Origin of the sequence: Pseudomonas sp. FG1, assembly GCF_034313875.1 — a bacterium.
Classification (GTDB): Bacteria; Pseudomonadota; Gammaproteobacteria; order Pseudomonadales; family Pseudomonadaceae; genus Aquipseudomonas; species Aquipseudomonas veronii.
Window position 1 is genome coordinate 4,068,762 of record NZ_JAVIWP010000001.1, and the last position, 18,083, is coordinate 4,086,844.

The window sequence follows — 18,083 nt, forward strand, 5'->3', positions numbered from 1 at the left end:
CGATATGCGTCTGATGAAAAAACTTCTCCCGCTGGCCCTGGTGGCAGCATTCAGCAGCGCCGCGCAGGCGGAGCCGACGGTCAGTGTCTACAACTGGACCGATTACATTGGCGAAACCACCTTGGCCGACTTCCAGGCCAAGACGGGGATCAAGGTGATCTACGACGTGTTCGACTCCAACGAAACCCTGGAGGGCAAGCTGCTGGCGGGGCGCACCGGGTATGACGTGGTGGTGCCGTCCAACCACTTCCTGGCACGCCAGGTCAAGGCCGGCGCGTTCCTCAAGCTCGACCGCGCGCAGTTGCCCAATTTCAAGAACCTCGACCCCAAGCTGCTTAAGCTGCTGGAGAAAAACGACCCGGGCAACGCGCACTCGGTGCCGTACCTGTGGGGCACCAACGGCATCGGCTACAACGTCGACAAGGTCAAGCAGGTGCTCGGCATCGACCATGTCGATTCGTGGGCGGTGCTGTTCGAGCCGGAGAACCTCAAGAAGCTCAACCAGTGCGGCGTGGCCTTCCTCGACTCGGCGGATGAGTTGTTCCCGGCGATCCTCAACTACATGGGCAAGGACCCGCGCAGCGAGAACCCTGAAGACTACAAACAGGCGCAAGCCAAGCTGTTGACGCTGCGGCCTTACATCACCTACTTCCATTCCTCCAAGTACATCTCGGATTTGGCCAACGGCGATATCTGCGTGGCGTTCGGTTATTCCGGCGACGTGTTCCAGGCCGCCAACCGCGCCAAGGAAGCCAAGAACGGGGTGAACATTGCCTATTCGATTCCCAAGGAAGGCTCCAACCTGTGGTTCGACCTGCTGGCGATCCCCGCCGATGCGAGCAACCCGAAAGCAGCCCACGCGTTTATCAACTACCTGCTCGACCCTGAAGTCATCGCCAAAGTCAGCGCCTCGGTCGGCTATGCCAACGCCAACCCGGCAGCCAATGCCTTCATGGACCCGGAATTGGTGAACAACCCTGAGGTGTACCCGTCCCAGGCCGTGCTCGACAAACTCTATATTTCCACCACGCCGACCCCGGCGACCATGCGCCTGATGACCCGCGCCTGGAGCAAAGTGAAGACCGACAAATGATCCAATCGAACGACCACGCCCGGTCCTATTACCGGGCCTCGGCCAATGCCATGCCCGAGCGTCCGGCCTTGGCCGCCGACTTGAGCGCGGATGTGTGTGTGATCGGCGGTGGGTTCACCGGGGTCAATACCGCCATCGAACTGGCCCAGCGCGGGCTGTCGGTGATCCTGCTGGAGGCGCGGCGCATCGGTTGGGGCGCCAGCGGGCGCAACGGCGGGCAATTGATTCGCGGCATCGGCCACGACGTGTCGGGCTTTGCCAAGTATGTGGGCGAGGAGGGCGTGCGTTATCTGGAGCGGGCCGGGATTGATTCGGTCACGTTGGTGGGCGAACGCGTTCGCACGCAGGGTATCGACTGCGACCTGCGCTGGGGCTTTTGCGAACTGGCCAATACCGCGGCGCAGTTCGCCGCGTTCAAGGGCGAGCAGGAGCGCCTGTTGGCGCAGGGCTACAACCATGAGGTCCGTGTGGTAGGTCCGCAGGATATGCACCAGGTCGTCGGCTCGCAGGTCTATGCCGGCGGCCTGGTGGACATGGGGTCCGGGCACCTGCACCCATTGAATCTGGTGTTGGGCGAGGCGCGGGTCGCCGAGTCCCTGGGGGTGCGGATTTTCGAGCACACCCCAGCGTTGGAACTGCTCCACGGCGACACGGTGCAAGTACGCTGCGCCGGCGGCACGGTGCGCGCCAGCAACCTGGTGCTGGCCTGCAATGCACACTTGGAGGCGTTGGAGCCGCGCTTGAGCGGCAAAGTACTGCCTGCCGGCAGCTACATCATCGCCACCGAACCGTTAACGGAAGGGCTGGCCGAGCAATTGATCCCGCAGAACCTGGCGCTGTGCGACCAGAAAGTCGGCTTGGACTACTACCGACTGACCGCCGACCGACGCCTGTTGTTCGGCGGCGCCTGCCATTATTCGGGGCGTGATCCGCAGGACATTGCCGCGTATATGCAACCGAAGATGCTCACGGTATTCCCGCAACTGGCCAATACCGCGATCGAGTTCCAGTGGGGCGGCAAGATCGGCATCACCGCCAACCGCTTTCCCCAGGTCGGGCGGCTAAAACAGTACCCGAACGTGTTGTATGCCCAGGGCTATTCCGGCCATGGGCTGAACGTGAGCCATTGGTGTGCGCGGCTGCTGGCTGAAGCCATCCATGCCGGGCACAGCCAGGGCCTGGAGGTGCTCAGCCAGGTGCCGCACATGACCTTTCCGGGCGGCAAACTGTTGCGCTCGCCGTTGTTGGCGTTGGGCATGCTGTGGTATCGGTTGCGGGAGACCCTGCAGTGATGAGCTGCCGCCGCACGGGGGCGGTTGGATTGAGCCGCACCTAAGGCCGCAAGAAAAACCGCTTTTCCTCGTCATGGCAAGGTTGCGCCTACGGCCCTGTAGTTGAGCGTGGAATCGGTTGCTGTGCCATACACGATCGCCCCGGAGCGGGTAATGCCCTCTAGCCGGCTCATCCGTCCGCCCAAAAGCGGGGCGATCGCTACGGTGCTGTTGACGCCGTCCCAGTAGGCGCCGCTGGGGTATTGGTTGGCATCGAAACTGTTCAAGGCGACGGTGTCGTTATCCGCCAAACCCACCGCGTTGGTCTGGGCGCTGCCAGGCAGCGGCTGGATCGACTGCACGCTGAACGAGTTGGTGGGGTCTGGCCAAAAGAGTGCTTTCTCGAAACCCGACGGGTCCCTGCCATACGCGAGTATATGCCCGGGGTTGTTGATCGACACCGCGTAATTCTGCGCATTGAGGGGCATGGTCAGCAGCAGGGGCGCGCTGCTGGGTGTTCCCCAGAATGCCGTTTGCGGCACATCGCCGGTAGCGCCGCTGAACACGCAGGTACCGACCACCTGAAGCTGATCGTTCATGCCCACCGCCCAGCAATAGCTGGCGCCGGAGGGGCTGGCCAGCGCGGTCAACACGTAGCTGCTGCCGTTCCAGGTGGCGACGGTGGGTTTGGGCGTGGCATTGGCCCCCGGACAGTTCATGACGACACTGGGATAGCCGTTGATCAAGGTGTTGTTCACGTCGACCCCGGCACAGTTGTCGCCATAGCTGGAAACGCGCTGCGGCGTGGCATTGCCCGGGGTATACAGCACCACGGTTGCCTGTAACGTGGCGCTGATGCTTTGAGCCAGGGCAGCGCCTAGCGGGTTCAGGGCGGTGGGTACGGTCTGGACATCGGCGGGTCGCAGCAGGGGAAATAGCAAGGTGCCAGGCAAGGGGGCCGTCGCCGTCGGCAGGCCACTGGGCGTCGCTGCATTCCAGAACACGGCAAAACTGAGATTGGCGGCGTTGGCGCAACTTCCCAGCATCCAGCCACTGTTAGCGATTGCCTCGACGCTGCACGGTTGCCCGTTCACCAGCGGCGGCAAGACCTGTTGAGGGCCGCTCAGCGATGCGGCGTACCAAGGATTGCTGTTGGCGCTGACCGTAGCGGATGAACAATTGCCCACGGCCTGCGCGCTATCGTTGACGCTACTGGTTGAACATTGCGCCCCGGCCGCACTGCCCGAGTCGACGTATGTGGCGGCACTGGCGGTTACACCATAGCCGTACAGCAGCGAGGCGCCGAGCAGTGTCAGCGCAGTGATCGAGGTTTTGAAATAACGCGGCATGATGAGTCCCTCCCTGGAGTGTTTACCTGTCGGTGCCGTATGGACAGGCGCCGTTGCGTACCAGTAAACGCTGGAGATGGGGGCGTTACAACTGTCATTTCTAACAGGTACAGAACGAGTGGCTGTGCGTTAGCATCGGTGTTTTTGTACCCTGCGGGCCGTCCAGGCACGCAGATGATTTCAGTGGTCCGGTACGGCATGGCATCAATCTCGAGCATCCATCGCGCCACGAATAGGGGGTGAAGTGACGAATCGGCTGGCGTACATTGTTCAACCCCGGTCGCCAGCAACTGTCGGTGCGACAGATCTGGCGATCTGAATTGTTTATTGTCTGGAGTATTGATTGTGCCTACAGCTTCTTCTGTCATTGAAGTTCCGGTTTCGGCCGATCGGGTGTGGCAATTGGTCGGCGGTTTTGACGCGCTGCCGGACTGGCTGCCATTGATCGTCGAGAGCAAGCCGGGCGACGGCGGGCGCCTGCGTCACCTGAAGACCGCCGATGGCGGCGTGGTGGTGGAGCGCTTGCAGACCTTTGATAACGTGGCCCGCACTTACAGCTACAGCATCGAGGAGTCGCCGTTTCCGGTGAGTGCCTACCTGGCGACGTTGCGGGTCGAAGCCCTGACGGAGTCGTCGGCGAAGGTGACGTGGTCGGGCGTGTTCACCCCGCTGCCGGGCACCACCGACGAGGCGGTGGAGGCTTTGTTTGCCGGCGTGTACCGCGGTGGGCTTGAGGCGCTGCGCGCCAACTTCCCGGCTTGACCTGATCGATCGGGCAACCGACGCCCAATGTGGGAGGGAGCAAGTCCCCTCCCACCGTTTCGATCGGTGTCGTGTCTGGTTTATTTGGGCATCAGTTGCTGGCGACACTCCAGCACCAACCGCGCACCGCCGCGTTGGCTGGTGCCAACGTCCAGATTGAAACCGTGCAGGTTGATGATCGCCGCGACAATCGACAAGCCCAGCCCAAACCCACCTTGCTGGTCGCTTTCATCCACGCGATAGAACCGCTGGAACACCGCCTTGCGTTCCGCTGTTGGGATGCCGGGGCCGGAGTCGTGGACTTCGATACGCGTGCTGCCCGCATCGTTGACCGCGCGCAAAATCACTTCGCCGCCCGCAGGGGTGAACTTGATCGAGTTGCTCAGCAGGTTGGCCAGGGCCTCGAACAGCAAGGCCCGGTCGCCGGTGATCCAGGGCAGGGATGGCGGGGTGTCGAGCACCAGTTGCAGTTCGCCTTCCTCGGCCAGGGGCAGGTAGAAGTCGTGCAGTTCGCGCAGCAGCGGCAGTGGGTCCATCACCAGGAAGCCCGAGCGGCGTTGGTGGTCTTCCAGTTCCGAGATCCGCAACAACCCGCGAAAACGCGCCATCAGCGTGTCGGTTTCCGCGATGGCGTCGTCCAGCTGCACCGCGTGGGCCGAGTCGTGTTCGGCTTGTTGCTTGATGCGATAGAGCTGCGCGCGCAAGCGGGTGAGCGGGGTGCGCAGGTCGTGGGCGATGTTGTCGCACACGCCTTTGACCTCGTTCATCAGCTTCTCGATGCGGTCGAGCATGGCGTTGACGATGGCGGCGAGCATGTCCAGTTCGTCACGCCGGTTCGACAGCGGCAGGCGATGGGTGAGGTCGCCGGCGACGATGGCCTCGGCGCTGGCCTGGATCCCGCGAATCCGTCGCAATGGGCGGCGGCGCAGCAAATGCCAGCCGGCGGCGCCGGGGATGATGGTCAGCGACACCGCCCACAGCAGCGCGTGCCAGATGATCCGGGTTACGCCGAACAGCGAACCGTTGGCGCGCACCAGCACCAGCCAGCGGCCATCGGCGGTGTGGGTGACCACGGCGTCGCAGCTGTCTTTGGGCAGTTTCGGGTCGTCGGAGTCGACGCAATTGGCCAGGGCGTGGATCTTGCCGTCCAGGGGCAAGTCGGGTGGTATCGCCTGGATCGGTCCGTTCAATGGGCGAAATTGCTCATCGAACAGGCCATAGGCGTCCACGCCCTTCATGTCGAAGGTCATGCTGGTGGTCAGGGCTTCCAACAGTTCTTCGCCGTCGAACCGCTGGAACAGGTGCTGGCGCTGCATCAGCGAATGGCGCGAGAGGTCGCTGAGGTAACCGGACACCTCGTAATACAGCACCCCCATGAGGATGCAGCTCCAGGCCACGAACAGCGAACTGTACAGCGCCAGCAAGCGGCTGCTGGAGGAACGCCAGCCCTTAGAGGGGTTCAGCAATGACATACCCGGAACCTCGTACCGTGCGGATCAGCGGCGTGAGGCCCGGTGGATCGATCTTCTTGCGCAGGCGACCGATGTGGACATCGATCAGGTTGGTCCCGGGGTCGAAGTGATAACCCCAGACTTCCTCGAAGATCATCATCCGCGACAGGATCTGCCCGGTGTTGCGCATCAGGAATTCCAGCAGTTTGTATTCAGTGGGCAGCAGGCTCAGCGGCTGCTCGGCGCGGCTGGCTTCACGGCTGATCAGGTTCAGCTCGAGGTCGGCCACGCGCAGGGCGGTTTCGAATTCCTTGACCGTGCTTTTGCGCCGCAGCAGCACTTCGACGCGGGCGGCCATTTCATCGGAGGCGAACGGCTTGGTCAGGTAGTCATCCCCACCGGCGCGCAGGCCGCGCACCCGCTCGTCGACATCGGAGAGCGCGCTGATCATCAGGATCGGCGTCGACACGCCGATAGTGCGCAGGGTGGTGACGATGGCCAGGCCATCGAGTTCCGGCAACATACGGTCGAGGGTGATCAGATCGTAATCACCACTCACGGCGCGGACCAGGCCTTCGCGGCCGTTGTCCACCCAATCTACGTCCAGTCCATGGCTACTCAGCTCGGCGACGATCTCGCGGGCCGTTACGGCGTCATCCTCAATGGTCAAAATGCGGGTCATAGGATTACCTGGTGAGCGATTCACACTAGAAGTGTGGGCATTTTGCCAAGAAATGGCTGAACGCTTCCTAAATAAAACTTCATGTTGGCAAAACTGACACAGTTTTCATAAACCCCGCCTACTCCGATGTGCGGGCTTGCCTGCGATGAAGGCGTGTCAATCGGCGGCTACGGTGACGGATCCTCCGTCAGTCGTCGAAGCCCACCTGCTCATGAATCTCATCCACCTTCAACTCCAGGCGATACGCCACCGCAATGAACAGCGCCTGGCACAGGCACAACGTGGCGCTCAAGGAGCGGAAGGCAAACGACGAGCCTTCATTGACCAACAGCACTGCGTTCGCGCGCTTGGCCAGGGGCGACAGGTTGCTGTCAGTAATGATCAGGGTCTTGGCCTGGTGGTGCTGGGCGATACGCAGGCAGTGCTGGGTTTCTTTGCCGTAGGGCGTGAAGCTGATGGCGATCACCAGGTCATTGGCGCGCACGCTGCGCATCTGCTCGCGGTAGCTGCCGCCCAGGCCTGAGATCAGGTGGATGCGCTTGTTGGTGTGCTGCAGGTTGTAGACCAGGTAATCGGCCACTGCAAACGAACGGCGCACGCCAACCACGTAGATGTTGTCGGCGTTGACCACCAGGTCGACGGCTTTTTCGAACGCCGCGTCATCCAGTTCCAGGCCCAGGCGCTCGATGCCCGAAAGCGTGGCATTGACACACTCGCGCGCCAGGTCGCCGCCGCTGGCCTTCTGCGACTTGTTGGCGATCATGCTGCGGATGCGCTGCTGATAGTTCTGCACCGGCGTGGTCTTGTGGGTGTACGCCTCGCGAAACAGCGCCTGCATCTCACTGAACCCGCTGAAGCCGAAACGCTGGGAGAACCGCACGATGGCCGACGGATGCACTTCGCATTCGCGGGCGATGTCGCTGATGCGGTCGACCATGATCCGATCGCTCTGCTGGCTCATGTAGCTGGCGATGCGCTTGAGCTGGCGTGGCAGGCTTTCGTATTCGTCGGTGATCAGCTGCAACAGGCGTTCGGCATTGATCGCAGGGCTGGCGAGAGTGTCTTGGGAAGCGGTCTCGGGCGTGGCCGGCTGATCGGTGCGGGACATGGGCAATCCTTCTGGCGGGTTCATCTGGTGCGCTGATGGTGGGTGCAAGTCTACAGGGTAGGCGCAAAAAAATACCCCGGCATGCGCCAGCGAGTGGGCGGCTGAAACGATGCACTGTCGCTGGCGTGCCCTTATGCTGACGTATTGGAAAAAATATTCTACCAAAAATAATTATGGAATAAATATTGATTGGGCTCGCTGAACGTTCTAGTCTGCTCCCACCAAGAGCGTGTGCCGTCGCCACGGCGGCACAACGCAGGCTGATAAAAATAACAGGAGCCAGCATGGGCCAGACTCGTTTTGCCAGTGGGCGTCAATTGGATCTGATTTGCCTCGGGCGCCTGGGCGTCGACCTCTATGCGCAGCAAGTCGGTGCGCGGCTTGAGGATGTGTCCAGCTTTGCCAAGTACCTCGGCGGTTCTTCCGCCAACATTGCCTTCGGCACCGCGCGCCTGGGCCTCAAGTCGGCGATGTTGAGCCGGGTAGGGGACGACCATATGGGCCGGTTCCTGACGGAATCCCTGGCCCGTGAAGGCTGCGATGTCAGCGGCATCAAGGTCGACCCGCAACGCCTTACCGCGCTGGTGCTGCTGGGCCTCAAGGACCGCGAAACCTTCCCCCTGGTGTTCTACCGCGAAAACTGCGCCGACATGGCCCTGCGCGCCGAAGACATCAGCGAAGCCTTTATCGCCTCGAGCAAGGCCCTGCTGATCACCGGCACGCATTTCTCCACCGACGCTGTGTACAAGGCCAGCGTCCAGGCCCTGGATTACGCGGCCAAACACAACGTCCAGCGCGTGCTCGACATCGACTACCGCCCGGTGCTGTGGGGCCTGGCGGGCAAGGCCGATGGCGAAACCCGGTTTGTCGCCGACCAGAGCGTCAGCCAGCACGTGCAGAGCATCCTGCCGCGCTTCGACCTGATCGTCGGTACTGAAGAAGAGTTCCTGATCGCCGGCGGCAGTGAAGATTTGCTCAGCGCCCTGCGCACCGTCCGTGAACTGACCCCGGCGACCCTGGTGGTCAAGCTCGGCCCGCAGGGCTGCACGGTGATCCACGGCGCGATCCCGGCCCGTTTGGACGAGGGGGCGATCTACCCCGGCGTGCGCGTTGAAGTGCTTAACGTGCTGGGCGCCGGCGATGCGTTCATGGCGGGCTTTCTCAGCGGCTGGCTGAACGATGCCAGCGACGCGCGATGCAGCCAGTTGGCCAATGCCTGCGGCGGCCTGGTGGTGTCGCGCCACGCCTGCGCACCGGCCATGCCGACGCCGGCCGAACTGGATTACCTGTTCAACAGCCCGGTGCCGATCACCCGTCCCGATCAAGACGTGACCCTGCAGCGCCTGCATCGGGTCACGGTGCCACGCAAGGCCTGGAAGCAACTGTTCGTGTTCGCCTTCGACCACCGCTGGCAATTGGTCGACCTGGCGCAACGCGGCGGCCAGGACCCGAGCCGCATCAGCACGATCAAGCAGCTGTTTATCCAGGCCGTCGAACGCGTGGAGAAGAAGCTGCGCGGGCAGGGCATTGAGGCCGATGTCGGTTTGCTCGCCGACCAGCGCTTCGGCCAGGACGCGCTCAACGCCGCCAGCGGTCGCGGCTGGTGGATCGCACGCCCGGTGGAGGTGCAGAACTCGCGGCCCCTGGCCTTCGAACACGGCCGCTCGATCGGCAGCAACCTGATCGCCTGGCCCCAGGAGCAAATCATCAAATGCCTGGTGCAATACCACCCCGATGACGAACCGCTGCTGCGTCTGGAACAGGAAGCGCAACTCAAGGCGGTGTACGAGGCTTCGCTGGTCAGCGGGCATGAACTGTTGCTGGAAGTCATCCCGCCCAAGGATCACCCCTCGACCTACCCCGATGTGCTCTACCGCAGCCTCAAGCGCCTGTACAACCTGGGTATCTACCCGGCGTGGTGGAAAATCGAGGCACAGTCGGCCGAGGACTGGACAAAACTCGACGAACTGATCGAGGAACGCGACCCGTACTGCCGCGGTGTGGTGCTGCTGGGCCTGAATGCGTCGGCCGAACGCCTGGCCGAGGGCTTCCGCCAAGCCAGCCAGAGTCGCACCTGCCGTGGTTTTGCCGTGGGACGCACGATCTTCCAGGAGCCGAGTCGCGCGTGGATGGCGGGGGAGATTGATGACGAGACCCTGATCCGCCAAGTCCGGGCCACTTTCGAGCAATTGATCAGTGCCTGGTGCAGTGCCAGAGGCTGAACGCAGTTCTTAATTTGAAATGTAATCCAATGTGGGAGGGAGCTTGCTCCCGATGGCGGTGGTGCAGTTACAGAAGTGTTGCCTGACACACTGCCATCGGGAGCAAGCTCCCTCCCACATAATGCAGATCTCAGTGATACCTGAAAATAATAAAGGTGCAGCCATGCCCGCAATCCGAATTGGCATCAACCCGATCTCCTGGAGCAACGACGACCTGCCGGCCCTGGGCGGCGAAACGCCCCTGAGCACGGCGTTGAGCGAAGGCAAGCAGATCGGCTACGAGGGTTTTGAACTCAACGGCAAATTCCCCAAGGACGCCAAGGGCGTCGCCGATGTGTTGCGCCCCTACGACCTGGCGCTGGTCTCCGGTTGGTACTCCAGCCGTCTGGCCCAGCGGTCGGTGGCGGAGGAAATCGAAGCCATCGCCGCTCACGTCGAGTTGCTCAAACACAATGGCGCCACGGTGTTGGTCTACGGCGAAGTGGCCGATTCGATCCAGGGCTCCCGCATCCGCCTGATCGAACGCCCGCGTTTCCACAGTGAGCAGGCCTGGCAGGACTATGCCGACAAGCTCACCGAACTGGCGCGCTTTACTCTGTCCCAGGGCGTGCGCCTGGCCTACCACCACCATATGGGCGCCTATGTCGAATCGCCGGAGGACATTGATCAACTGATGCGCCGCACCGGCCCCGAAGTCGGCCTGCTGTTCGATTCGGGCCACTGCTACATGGGCGGCGGCGAACCCCTCGACGTACTGCGCAAGCACATCGACCGCGTGTGCCATGTGCATTTCAAGGACGTGCGCAAAGCGGTGGTGCAACTGGCGCGCAACCAGATGTGGAGCTTCCCCGACTGCATCGTCAACGGCACCTTCACCGTGCCGGGTGACGGCGATATCGACTTTGCCGCGTTGCTCGACGTGCTGCTGGCCGCGCATTACCGAGGCTGGCTGGTGGTCGAAGCCGAGCAGGACCCGGCTGTCGCGCCGAGCTATATCTATGCGAAAAAAGGTTACGACACCTTGCGTGCGCTGCTGAACGAGAGGACGGGGCAATGAGCTTGCTGGTCAAGAGCAATAAGCGCGGGCAAACCATGGTCGCCCTCGAAGCGGGCCGCCTGGACTATGTCGGCTTTGCCGCCTACCGCCTGAGCCTGGGCGAAACCCTGCCAGTCACCGCCGGCGATCAGGAGCTGTGCCTGGTGCTGCTTAGCGGCCGGGTGACGATCGAAGGCGAGGGGTTCAACTGGCAGAACCTCGGCGATCGTCAGTCGGTGTTTGAAGACAAATCGCCCTTTGCCGCTTACCTGCCGCCGGGCACCGACGCCCAGGTGACGGCATTGAGCGACGTGCAGCTCGCGGTCTGCGCCGCGCCTGGCGCGACGGGTTTCGCGCCGCGCTTGATCCGCCCCGAACAGTGCAAGCGCAGCGTGCGCGGCAAAGGCGCCAACACCCGTTACGTGTGCGACATCCTGCCCGACAGCGAGCCCGCCCACTCCTTGCTGGTGGTGGAAGTCCGCACGCCGTCCGGGCATTCGTCGAGCTACCCGCCGCACAAGCACGACACCGACGACCTGCCGCACCAGAGCTTTCTCGAAGAAACCTATTACCACCAGGTCAACCCGCCCCAGGGCTTCGTGTTCCAGCGGGTGTACACCGACGACCGCAGCATCGATGAGGCCATGGCCGTGGAAAACAGCGACCTGGTGGTGGTGCCCAAGGGGTACCACCCGGTGAGCGTGCCGTATGGCTACGAATCCTACTACCTCAACGTAATGGCCGGCCCCAAGCGCGCCTGGCATTTTCATAACGACCCGCAGCACAGCTGGCTGCTGGACCTTTAAGGGGCGCGACATGACCACCACTCGTTTGACCATGGCCCAGGCCCTGGTGAAATTTCTGGATAACCAATACATCGAAGTCGATGGTGTGCAGAGCAAGTTCGTGGCCGGGGTGTTCACCATTTTCGGCCACGGCAACGTGCTCGGCCTGGGCCAGGCGCTGGAGCAGGACAGCGGCGACCTGGTGGTGCATCAGGGCCGCAACGAGCAAGGCATGGCCCACGCCGCCATCGGGTTTGCCAAACAGCACCTGCGCCGCAAGATCTACGCGTGTACCGCATCGGTCGGCCCGGGGGCGGCGAATATGCTGACCGCTGCCGCGACTGCCACGGCCAACCGCATTCCGTTGCTGCTATTGCCTGGCGATGTCTACGCCAGCCGCCAGCCCGACCCGGTGCTGCAACAGATCGAGCAGTTCCATGACCTGAGCATCAGCACCAACGACGCCTTCCGTTCGGTGAGCAAATACTGGGACCGCATCAACCGCCCCGAGCAATTGATGAGCGCGGCGATCCACGCCATGCGCGTGCTCACCGACCCCGCCGAAACCGGTGCCGTCACCCTGGCGCTGCCGCAGGATGTGCAAGCCGATGCCTGGGATTATCCGGATTACTTCCTGCAAAAACGTGTCCATCGCCTCGACCGGCGCCCGCCCACCGAGGCGATGATCGGCGATGCCGTGGCGGCCTTCGAGGGCAAGCGCAAGCCGTTGATCATCTGCGGCGGCGGGGTCAAGTACTCCGGGGCGAATGCGGCCCTGCAGGCATTTGCCGAACGCTTCGAGATTCCCTTCGCCGAAACCCAGGCGGGCAAGAGTGCGGTGCTGTCCAGCCATCCGCTGAACGTCGGCGGGATCGGCGAAACCGGCTGCCTGGCCGCGAACCTGTTGGCCGCCGAGGCCGACCTGATCATCGGGATCGGCACGCGCTACACCGATTTCACCACGTCGTCGAAGTCGTTGTTCAAGCACGCCGAGGTGCGGTTCCTCAACCTCAACATCAGCCCCGGCGATGCGTTGAAACTCGATGGCGTGCAAGTGCTGGCGGATGCACGAGTCGCCCTTGAGGCATTGGCCGCAGCGCTGGGCGATTATCGCGCCGGTTGGGGCGAGCAGGTGCGCGATGCAAGGGCGCAACTGGATGCTGAAGTCGACCGGGTGCATCAGTTGGAATACGCCGGTGACGACTTCGTCCCCGAGGTCGACGACCACCTCGACCGCGGCGTGCTGCGCGAATTTATCGAGCTGACCGGTTCGTGCCTGACCCAAAGCCGGGTCCTCGGCGTGCTCAACCAGGCGCTGGCCGACGACGCGATCATCGTCGCCGCCGCCGGCAGCCTGCCCGGCGACCTGCAGCGCAGCTGGCGCAGCAAGGGCGTCAACACTTACCACGTCGAGTACGGTTATTCGTGCATGGGCTACGAGATCAACGCCGCCCTCGGCGTGAAACTCGCCGAGCCGACGCGCGAGGTCTATGCGCTGGTCGGTGATGGCTCCTACATGATGCTGCACTCGGAGCTGGCCACCTCGATCCAGGAGCGCCGCAAGATCAACGTGGTGCTGCTGGACAACATGGCTTTCGGTTGCATCAACAACCTGCAGATCGGCAACGGCATGGACAGCTTCGGCACCGAGTTCCGCTACCGCAACCCCGAGAGCGGCAAGCTCGACGGCGGCCTGGTGCCGGTGGATTTCGCCATGAGTGCGGCGGCCTACGGTTGCAAGACTTACAAGGTCAGCAGCGTCGAACAGCTCGAAGCGGCGCTGGCCGATGCGCGCACGCAAACGGTGTCGACGCTGATCGATATCAAGGTGCTGCCCAAGACCATGATCCACGGCTACCTGTCGTGGTGGCGGGTGGGTGTGGCGCAGGTCTCCACCAGCGAACGCACCAACGCGGCGGCGAAAAAACTCAATGAACAGCTGGCCAAGGCCCGGCAGTACTAATAACAAGAGGAGTGAATGTATGTCGTTGAAGCTGGGTGTTATCGGTACGGGCGCTATCGGCCGGGACCATATTCGTCGTTGCAGCCAGACCTTGCTCAACAGCCAGGTGGTGGCGGTGACCGACATCGACCTGGAGCAGGCCGCCAAGGTGGTGGCGGATCTGAAACTGGACGCCGAGGTGTATCCGGACGGCCATGCGCTGATCCGTTCGCCTCAGGTCGAAGCCATTCTCGTTACTTCCTGGGGCCCGAGCCATGAGGCATTCGTGCTCGCCGCCATCGAGGCGGGCAAACCGGTGTTCTGCGAAAAACCCCTGGCGGTCACCGCCGAAGGCTGTCGCAGGATCGTCGAGGCTGAAGTGGCGCACGGCAAGCGCCTGGTGCAAGTGGGCTTCATGCGCCCCTATGACGAAGGTTATCGCGCCCTCAAAGCGGTGATCGACAGCGGCCGGATCGGCGAGCCGCTGATGCTGCACTGCGCGCACCGCAACCCGCGGGTGGGCGAGAACTACAAGACCGACATGGCGATCACCGACACCCTGATCCACGAGCTGGATGTGTTGCGTTGGCTGCTCGACGACGACTATGTGTCGGTGCAAGTGGTGTTCCCGCGCAAGACCAGCAAGGCCCTGGCCCATCTGCGCGATCCGCAGATCGTGCTGCTGGAAACCGCCAAGAGCACGCGCATCGATGTGGAAGTGTTTGTGAACTGCCAGTACGGCTACGACATTCAGTGCGAAGTGGTGGGGGAGACCGGTATCGCCAAGCTGCCGGAGCCGTCGCAGGTGCAATTGCGCAGCGAGGCCAAGCTGTCCAATGCGATTCTGATGGACTGGAAAGACCGCTTTATCGGCGCCTATGACGTCGAGTTGCAGGCGTTCATCGACAGCGTGCGCGCCGGGCAAGTGGGCGGGCCGTCGGCGTGGGATGGGTTTGCGGCGGCAGTCGCGGCGGATGCGTGTATCGAGGCCCAAGGCAGTGGGCAAATTGTCCAAGTCAGCCTGCCTGAGCGTCCGCGCTTCTACGGCTGACACGCGGTCAATGTGGGAGGGGGCTTGCCCCCTCCCACAGTTGGATTGGGTTTGCACTTCAATGAAGGAGTGAATGTATGCGAATTGGACTAGTCGGCTATGGCCACGGAGGGCGCTTCTTTCATGCGCCACTGACTGCAACCCTGCCTTCTACGGCTAACACTCGGTCAATGTGGGAGGGGGCTTGCCCCCGATAGCAGTGGGTCAGCTAATGAATCTGGATCTGATCCACCGCCATCGGGGGCAAGCCCCTCCCACAGTTGGATTGGGTTTGCACTTCAATAAAGGAGTGAATGTATGCGAATCGGACTGGTCGGCTATGGCCACGGAGGGCGCTTCTTTCATGCGCCACTGACTGTAACCCTGCCTTCTACGGCTAACACTCGGTCAATGTGGGAGGGGGCAAGCCCCCTCCCACAGTTGGATTGGGTTTGCACTTCAATGAAGGAGTAAATGTATGCGAATCGGACTGGTCGGCTATGGCCACGGAGGGCGCTTCTTTCATGCGCCACTGACTGCAACCCTGCCTTCTACGGCTAGCACTCGGTCAATGTGGGAGGGGGCAAGCCCCCTCCCACAGTTGGATTGGGTGTGCACTTCAATGAAGGAGTGAATGTATGCGAATTGGACTAGTCGGCTATGGCCACGGAGGGCGCTTCTTTCATGCGCCACTGACTGCAACCCTGCCTTCTGCGGCTAACACTCGGTCAATGTGGGAGGGGGCTTGCCCCCGATAGCAGTGGGTCAGCTAATGAATCTGGATCTGATCCACCGCCATCGGGGGCAAGCCCCCTCCCACAGTTGGGTTGGGTTTGCACTTCAATGAAGGAGTGAATGTATGCGAATTGGACTGGTCGGCTATGGCCACGGAGGGCGCTTCTTTCATGCGCCACTGACTGCAACCCTGCCTTCTACGGCTAACACTCGGTCAATGTGGGAGGGGGCAAGCCCCCTCCCACAGTTGGATTGGGTTTGCACTTCAATGAAGGAGTGAATGTATGCGAATCGGACTGGTCGGCTATGGCCATGGAGGGCGCTTCTTTCATGCGCCACTGATTGCAACCCTGCCCGGCGCTACTTTTGTTGGTGTGGTGACTCGTTCACCCGAGCGCCGTCAGCAATTGAGCACTGATCTTCCAGGGGTTAAAGCCTTTGACAGCATCGGCCAGATCGTCGAGGCCGGCGTTGACGCCCTGGTGATTTCCACCACGCTTAAAGGTCGCCCGGCGCTGGTGCTGGAGGCCATCGAGCACGGCGTTGCCGTGGTCAGCGATAAACCTTTCGCCGCCAACGCCGAGCAGGCCCGGGTGCTGATCACCGCGGCTGAACGCCAGGGCGTGTTGCTCAGCGTCTACCAGAACCGGCGCTGGGATTCGGATTTCCTGACCTTGCGCAAACTGATCGACGCCGGCGCCCTCGGCGCTGTCACCCGGTTTGAATCCCGCGTCGAGCGTTTCAGCCCGCAATCGGTGGGCAATGCCAGCGGCGGCGGCTGGCTGCGTGACCTGGGCAGCCATCTGGTGGATCAGGCGCTGCAACTGTTCGGCCCGGTGGATCGGGTTTTCGCGCAACTGCACTACAGCGCCGAACACCCCAGCATCGACCACGGCTTCTTTGTCTCCCTGACCCACGCCAACGGGGTGATTTCCCACCTGTGGGGCAACGCCTTGCAGAACAGCCCCGCACCGCGCTTGCGGGTCAGCGGCACCCTGGGTTGCTACACCGTCGACGGGTTGGACGGTCAGGAAGACGCCCTGATGGCCGGCAAGTCGCCCAAAACCGAGGGCGAGCACTGGGGGGCCGAGGAGCACCGCCGCTGGGGCTGGTTCGAACAAGGCCCCGAGCGCGAGCGTGTGCCGTCGGAAAAAGGCTGCTGGACCCAGTTCTATCGCCAGTGGCAGGCCGCCGTGCAAGGGCAGGGGCCGCTGCCGGTGGACGCCTACGAGGCGTTGGAAACCACAAGGATATTGGACGCCGCACGCCTGAGCGCCGAGCGCCAGCAAGTGGTTTCGACAAAAATAGAATAAAATTCTAAAACAGGTTGATATAGAAATTATTTTCCAATAAAGTCTTTTCCAGGTTGCATAAAGTACGTTCCGGACTCGATCCCGACGACTCAACAAAAACAAGATCAAAAACAACCAGGTACCGTCAGATGAAAATCTTCAACGCTGTACTGCGAGTTTTACGCCCAGCCCTTGCGCCACGCGGTCTGCCCCGCACCCGGCCGTTTTACTTCTCCTTCCTCAACGTGCTGTGCGTCGAAAACCAAGGCGCCCTGGTGTGCTGCATTCCGGGAGCACCGCTCGTCCGCCTGCCGTCATCCTCGCTCTGAAAAACGCAACGTCCAAAAAACCAACAAGAAAGTGGAGACAGACCGTTCATGAAGACCCCGATCCGTTTTACCGCGCTGGCGTTGTCCATGCTGCTGGCCAGCGGTTTTGCCATGGCTGCCGATCTGAAGATCGGCGTGAGCATGTCGCAGTTCGATGACACCTACCTGACCAATGTGCGTGAGTACATGGACAAGCAAGCCAAGGCCTACCCCAAGGGCGATGGCGTGCAACTGCAGTTCGAAGACGCGCGCGCCGACGTGGTCAAGCAATTGAGCCAGGTCGAGAACTTCATCAGCCAGAAGGTCGACGCGATCATCGTCAACCCGGTGGACACGGCGTCCACGGCGCGGATCAGCAAGTCAGCGCTCGAAGCGGGTATTCCGCTGGTCTATGTCAACCGCCGACCTGACCAGAAAGACCTGCCCAAAGGCGTGGCGGCCGTGACCTCCGATGATGAAGAGGCCGGCAGGCTGCAAATGCAGTACATCGCCGAAAAACTGGGGGGCAAGGGCAAGGTGGTGATCCTGCTCGGTGACCTGGCGAACAACTCCACCACCAACCGGACCAAGGGCATCAAAGAAGTCCTGGCCAAGTACCCGCAGATCAAGATCGAGCAGGAACAGACCGGCATCTGGCTGCGTGACCGTGGGATGACCCTGGTCAACGACTGGTTGACCCAGGGCCGCGAATTCAATGCCGTGCTGGCCAACAACGATGAAATGGCGATTGGCGCGGCCATGGCGTTGAAGTCGGCCGGCACCAAGCCGGGCAGCGTCTTGATTGCGGGGGTCGACGGCACGCCGGACGGCTTGAATGCGATCACCAAGGGCGAAATGACCGTGTCGGTGTTCCAGGATGCCAAGGGCCAGGCAGTCGGCTCGGTGGAGGCGGCGCGCAAGATGGCGAAGAAGGAAGCGATCGAGCAGAACATTGTCATCCCGTTCAAGCTGATCACCCCGGACAACGTCAAAGACTTCAAGTAGCCCTTACATCAC

At 62.1% G+C, this 18,083-nt stretch carries 15 protein-coding genes; 11 read left to right on the forward strand and 4 right to left on the reverse strand.

Annotation, left to right across the window (positions count from 1 at the left end; genetic code table 11):
* Positions 1–4 precede the first annotated feature (4 nt).
* Positions 5–1,093, forward strand: a complete 1,089-nt coding sequence (locus RGV59_RS18740) for a polyamine ABC transporter substrate-binding protein (RefSeq protein WP_017846567.1) — start codon at positions 5–7, stop codon at positions 1,091–1,093.
* Positions 1,090–2,385 (forward strand): NAD(P)/FAD-dependent oxidoreductase, encoded by a 1,296-nt coding sequence (locus RGV59_RS18745; RefSeq protein WP_126585540.1) that lies wholly within the window; start codon positions 1,090–1,092, stop codon positions 2,383–2,385. The genes RGV59_RS18740 and RGV59_RS18745 overlap by 4 nt, the downstream gene beginning before the upstream one ends.
* Positions 2,386–2,456: 71 nt before the next feature.
* Here the strand turns inward: RGV59_RS18745 and RGV59_RS18750 are convergent, their stop codons facing one another.
* Complete coding sequence (locus tag RGV59_RS18750; RefSeq protein WP_102617602.1) at positions 2,457–3,713, reverse strand: hypothetical protein; 1,257 nt, start codon at positions 3,711–3,713, stop codon at positions 2,457–2,459.
* Between the two features lie 345 nt (positions 3,714–4,058).
* On the opposite strand from RGV59_RS18750, the gene RGV59_RS18755 reads away from it, so the two are divergent.
* The gene (locus RGV59_RS18755; RefSeq protein ID WP_126585541.1) at positions 4,059–4,475 is read left to right on the forward strand and encodes an SRPBCC family protein; all 417 of its coding nucleotides are present in this window, start codon (positions 4,059–4,061) and stop codon (positions 4,473–4,475) included.
* Positions 4,476–4,555: 80 nt separating this feature from the next.
* On the opposite strand, the gene RGV59_RS18760 is transcribed toward RGV59_RS18755, so the two are convergent.
* From RGV59_RS18760 to RGV59_RS18770, 3 genes are all read right to left on the reverse strand, one after another.
* On the reverse strand, positions 4,556–5,947 hold the full coding sequence (locus RGV59_RS18760) for a sensor histidine kinase (protein ID WP_126585542.1): 1,392 nt from the start codon (positions 5,945–5,947) through the stop codon (positions 4,556–4,558).
* Positions 5,925–6,608 (reverse strand): response regulator transcription factor, encoded by a 684-nt coding sequence (locus RGV59_RS18765; protein ID WP_003219726.1) that lies wholly within the window; start codon positions 6,606–6,608, stop codon positions 5,925–5,927. The genes RGV59_RS18760 and RGV59_RS18765 overlap by 23 nt, the downstream gene beginning before the upstream one ends.
* Before the next feature lie 187 nt (positions 6,609–6,795).
* Positions 6,796–7,716 (reverse strand): MurR/RpiR family transcriptional regulator, encoded by a 921-nt coding sequence (locus RGV59_RS18770; RefSeq protein WP_017846562.1) that lies wholly within the window; start codon positions 7,714–7,716, stop codon positions 6,796–6,798.
* A gap of 284 nt (positions 7,717–8,000) precedes the next feature.
* Here RGV59_RS18770 and RGV59_RS18775 point away from each other — a divergent pair, with 284 nt between their 5' ends.
* The 8 genes from RGV59_RS18775 to RGV59_RS18810 all read left to right on the forward strand — a co-directional run bounded on the left by RGV59_RS18775 (position 8,001) and on the right by RGV59_RS18810 (position 18,071).
* Complete coding sequence (locus tag RGV59_RS18775) at positions 8,001–9,938, forward strand: bifunctional 5-dehydro-2-deoxygluconokinase/5-dehydro-2-deoxyphosphogluconate aldolase (RefSeq protein WP_126585543.1); 1,938 nt, start codon at positions 8,001–8,003, stop codon at positions 9,936–9,938.
* Between the two features lie 163 nt (positions 9,939–10,101).
* Positions 10,102–10,995: a myo-inosose-2 dehydratase gene (gene iolE / locus RGV59_RS18780; RefSeq protein ID WP_046489005.1), complete on the forward strand. Its 894-nt coding sequence runs from the start codon at positions 10,102–10,104 to the stop codon at positions 10,993–10,995.
* Positions 10,992–11,780, forward strand: a complete 789-nt coding sequence (gene iolB, locus RGV59_RS18785) for a 5-deoxy-glucuronate isomerase (protein ID WP_057004690.1) — start codon at positions 10,992–10,994, stop codon at positions 11,778–11,780. Before iolE ends, iolB begins: the two co-directional genes overlap by 4 nt.
* Before the next feature lie 10 nt (positions 11,781–11,790).
* Positions 11,791–13,722: a 3D-(3,5/4)-trihydroxycyclohexane-1,2-dione acylhydrolase (decyclizing) gene (gene iolD, locus RGV59_RS18790; protein ID WP_126585544.1), complete on the forward strand. Its 1,932-nt coding sequence runs from the start codon at positions 11,791–11,793 to the stop codon at positions 13,720–13,722.
* A gap of 19 nt (positions 13,723–13,741) precedes the next feature.
* The gene (locus tag RGV59_RS18795) at positions 13,742–14,752 is read left to right on the forward strand and encodes a Gfo/Idh/MocA family oxidoreductase (RefSeq protein WP_322247029.1); all 1,011 of its coding nucleotides are present in this window, start codon (positions 13,742–13,744) and stop codon (positions 14,750–14,752) included.
* A 998-nt stretch (positions 14,753–15,750) separates the two neighbouring features.
* Complete coding sequence (locus tag RGV59_RS18800) at positions 15,751–16,779, forward strand: Gfo/Idh/MocA family oxidoreductase (RefSeq protein WP_057004688.1); 1,029 nt, start codon at positions 15,751–15,753, stop codon at positions 16,777–16,779.
* A gap of 128 nt (positions 16,780–16,907) precedes the next feature.
* Complete coding sequence (locus RGV59_RS18805; protein ID WP_079444050.1) at positions 16,908–17,087, forward strand: hypothetical protein; 180 nt, start codon at positions 16,908–16,910, stop codon at positions 17,085–17,087.
* A 48-nt stretch (positions 17,088–17,135) separates the two neighbouring features.
* Entirely contained in the window at positions 17,136–18,071 is a 936-nt protein-coding gene (locus RGV59_RS18810; protein WP_126585545.1) for a sugar ABC transporter substrate-binding protein, read from the forward strand.
* The last annotated feature ends 12 nt before the right edge of the window (positions 18,072–18,083 follow it).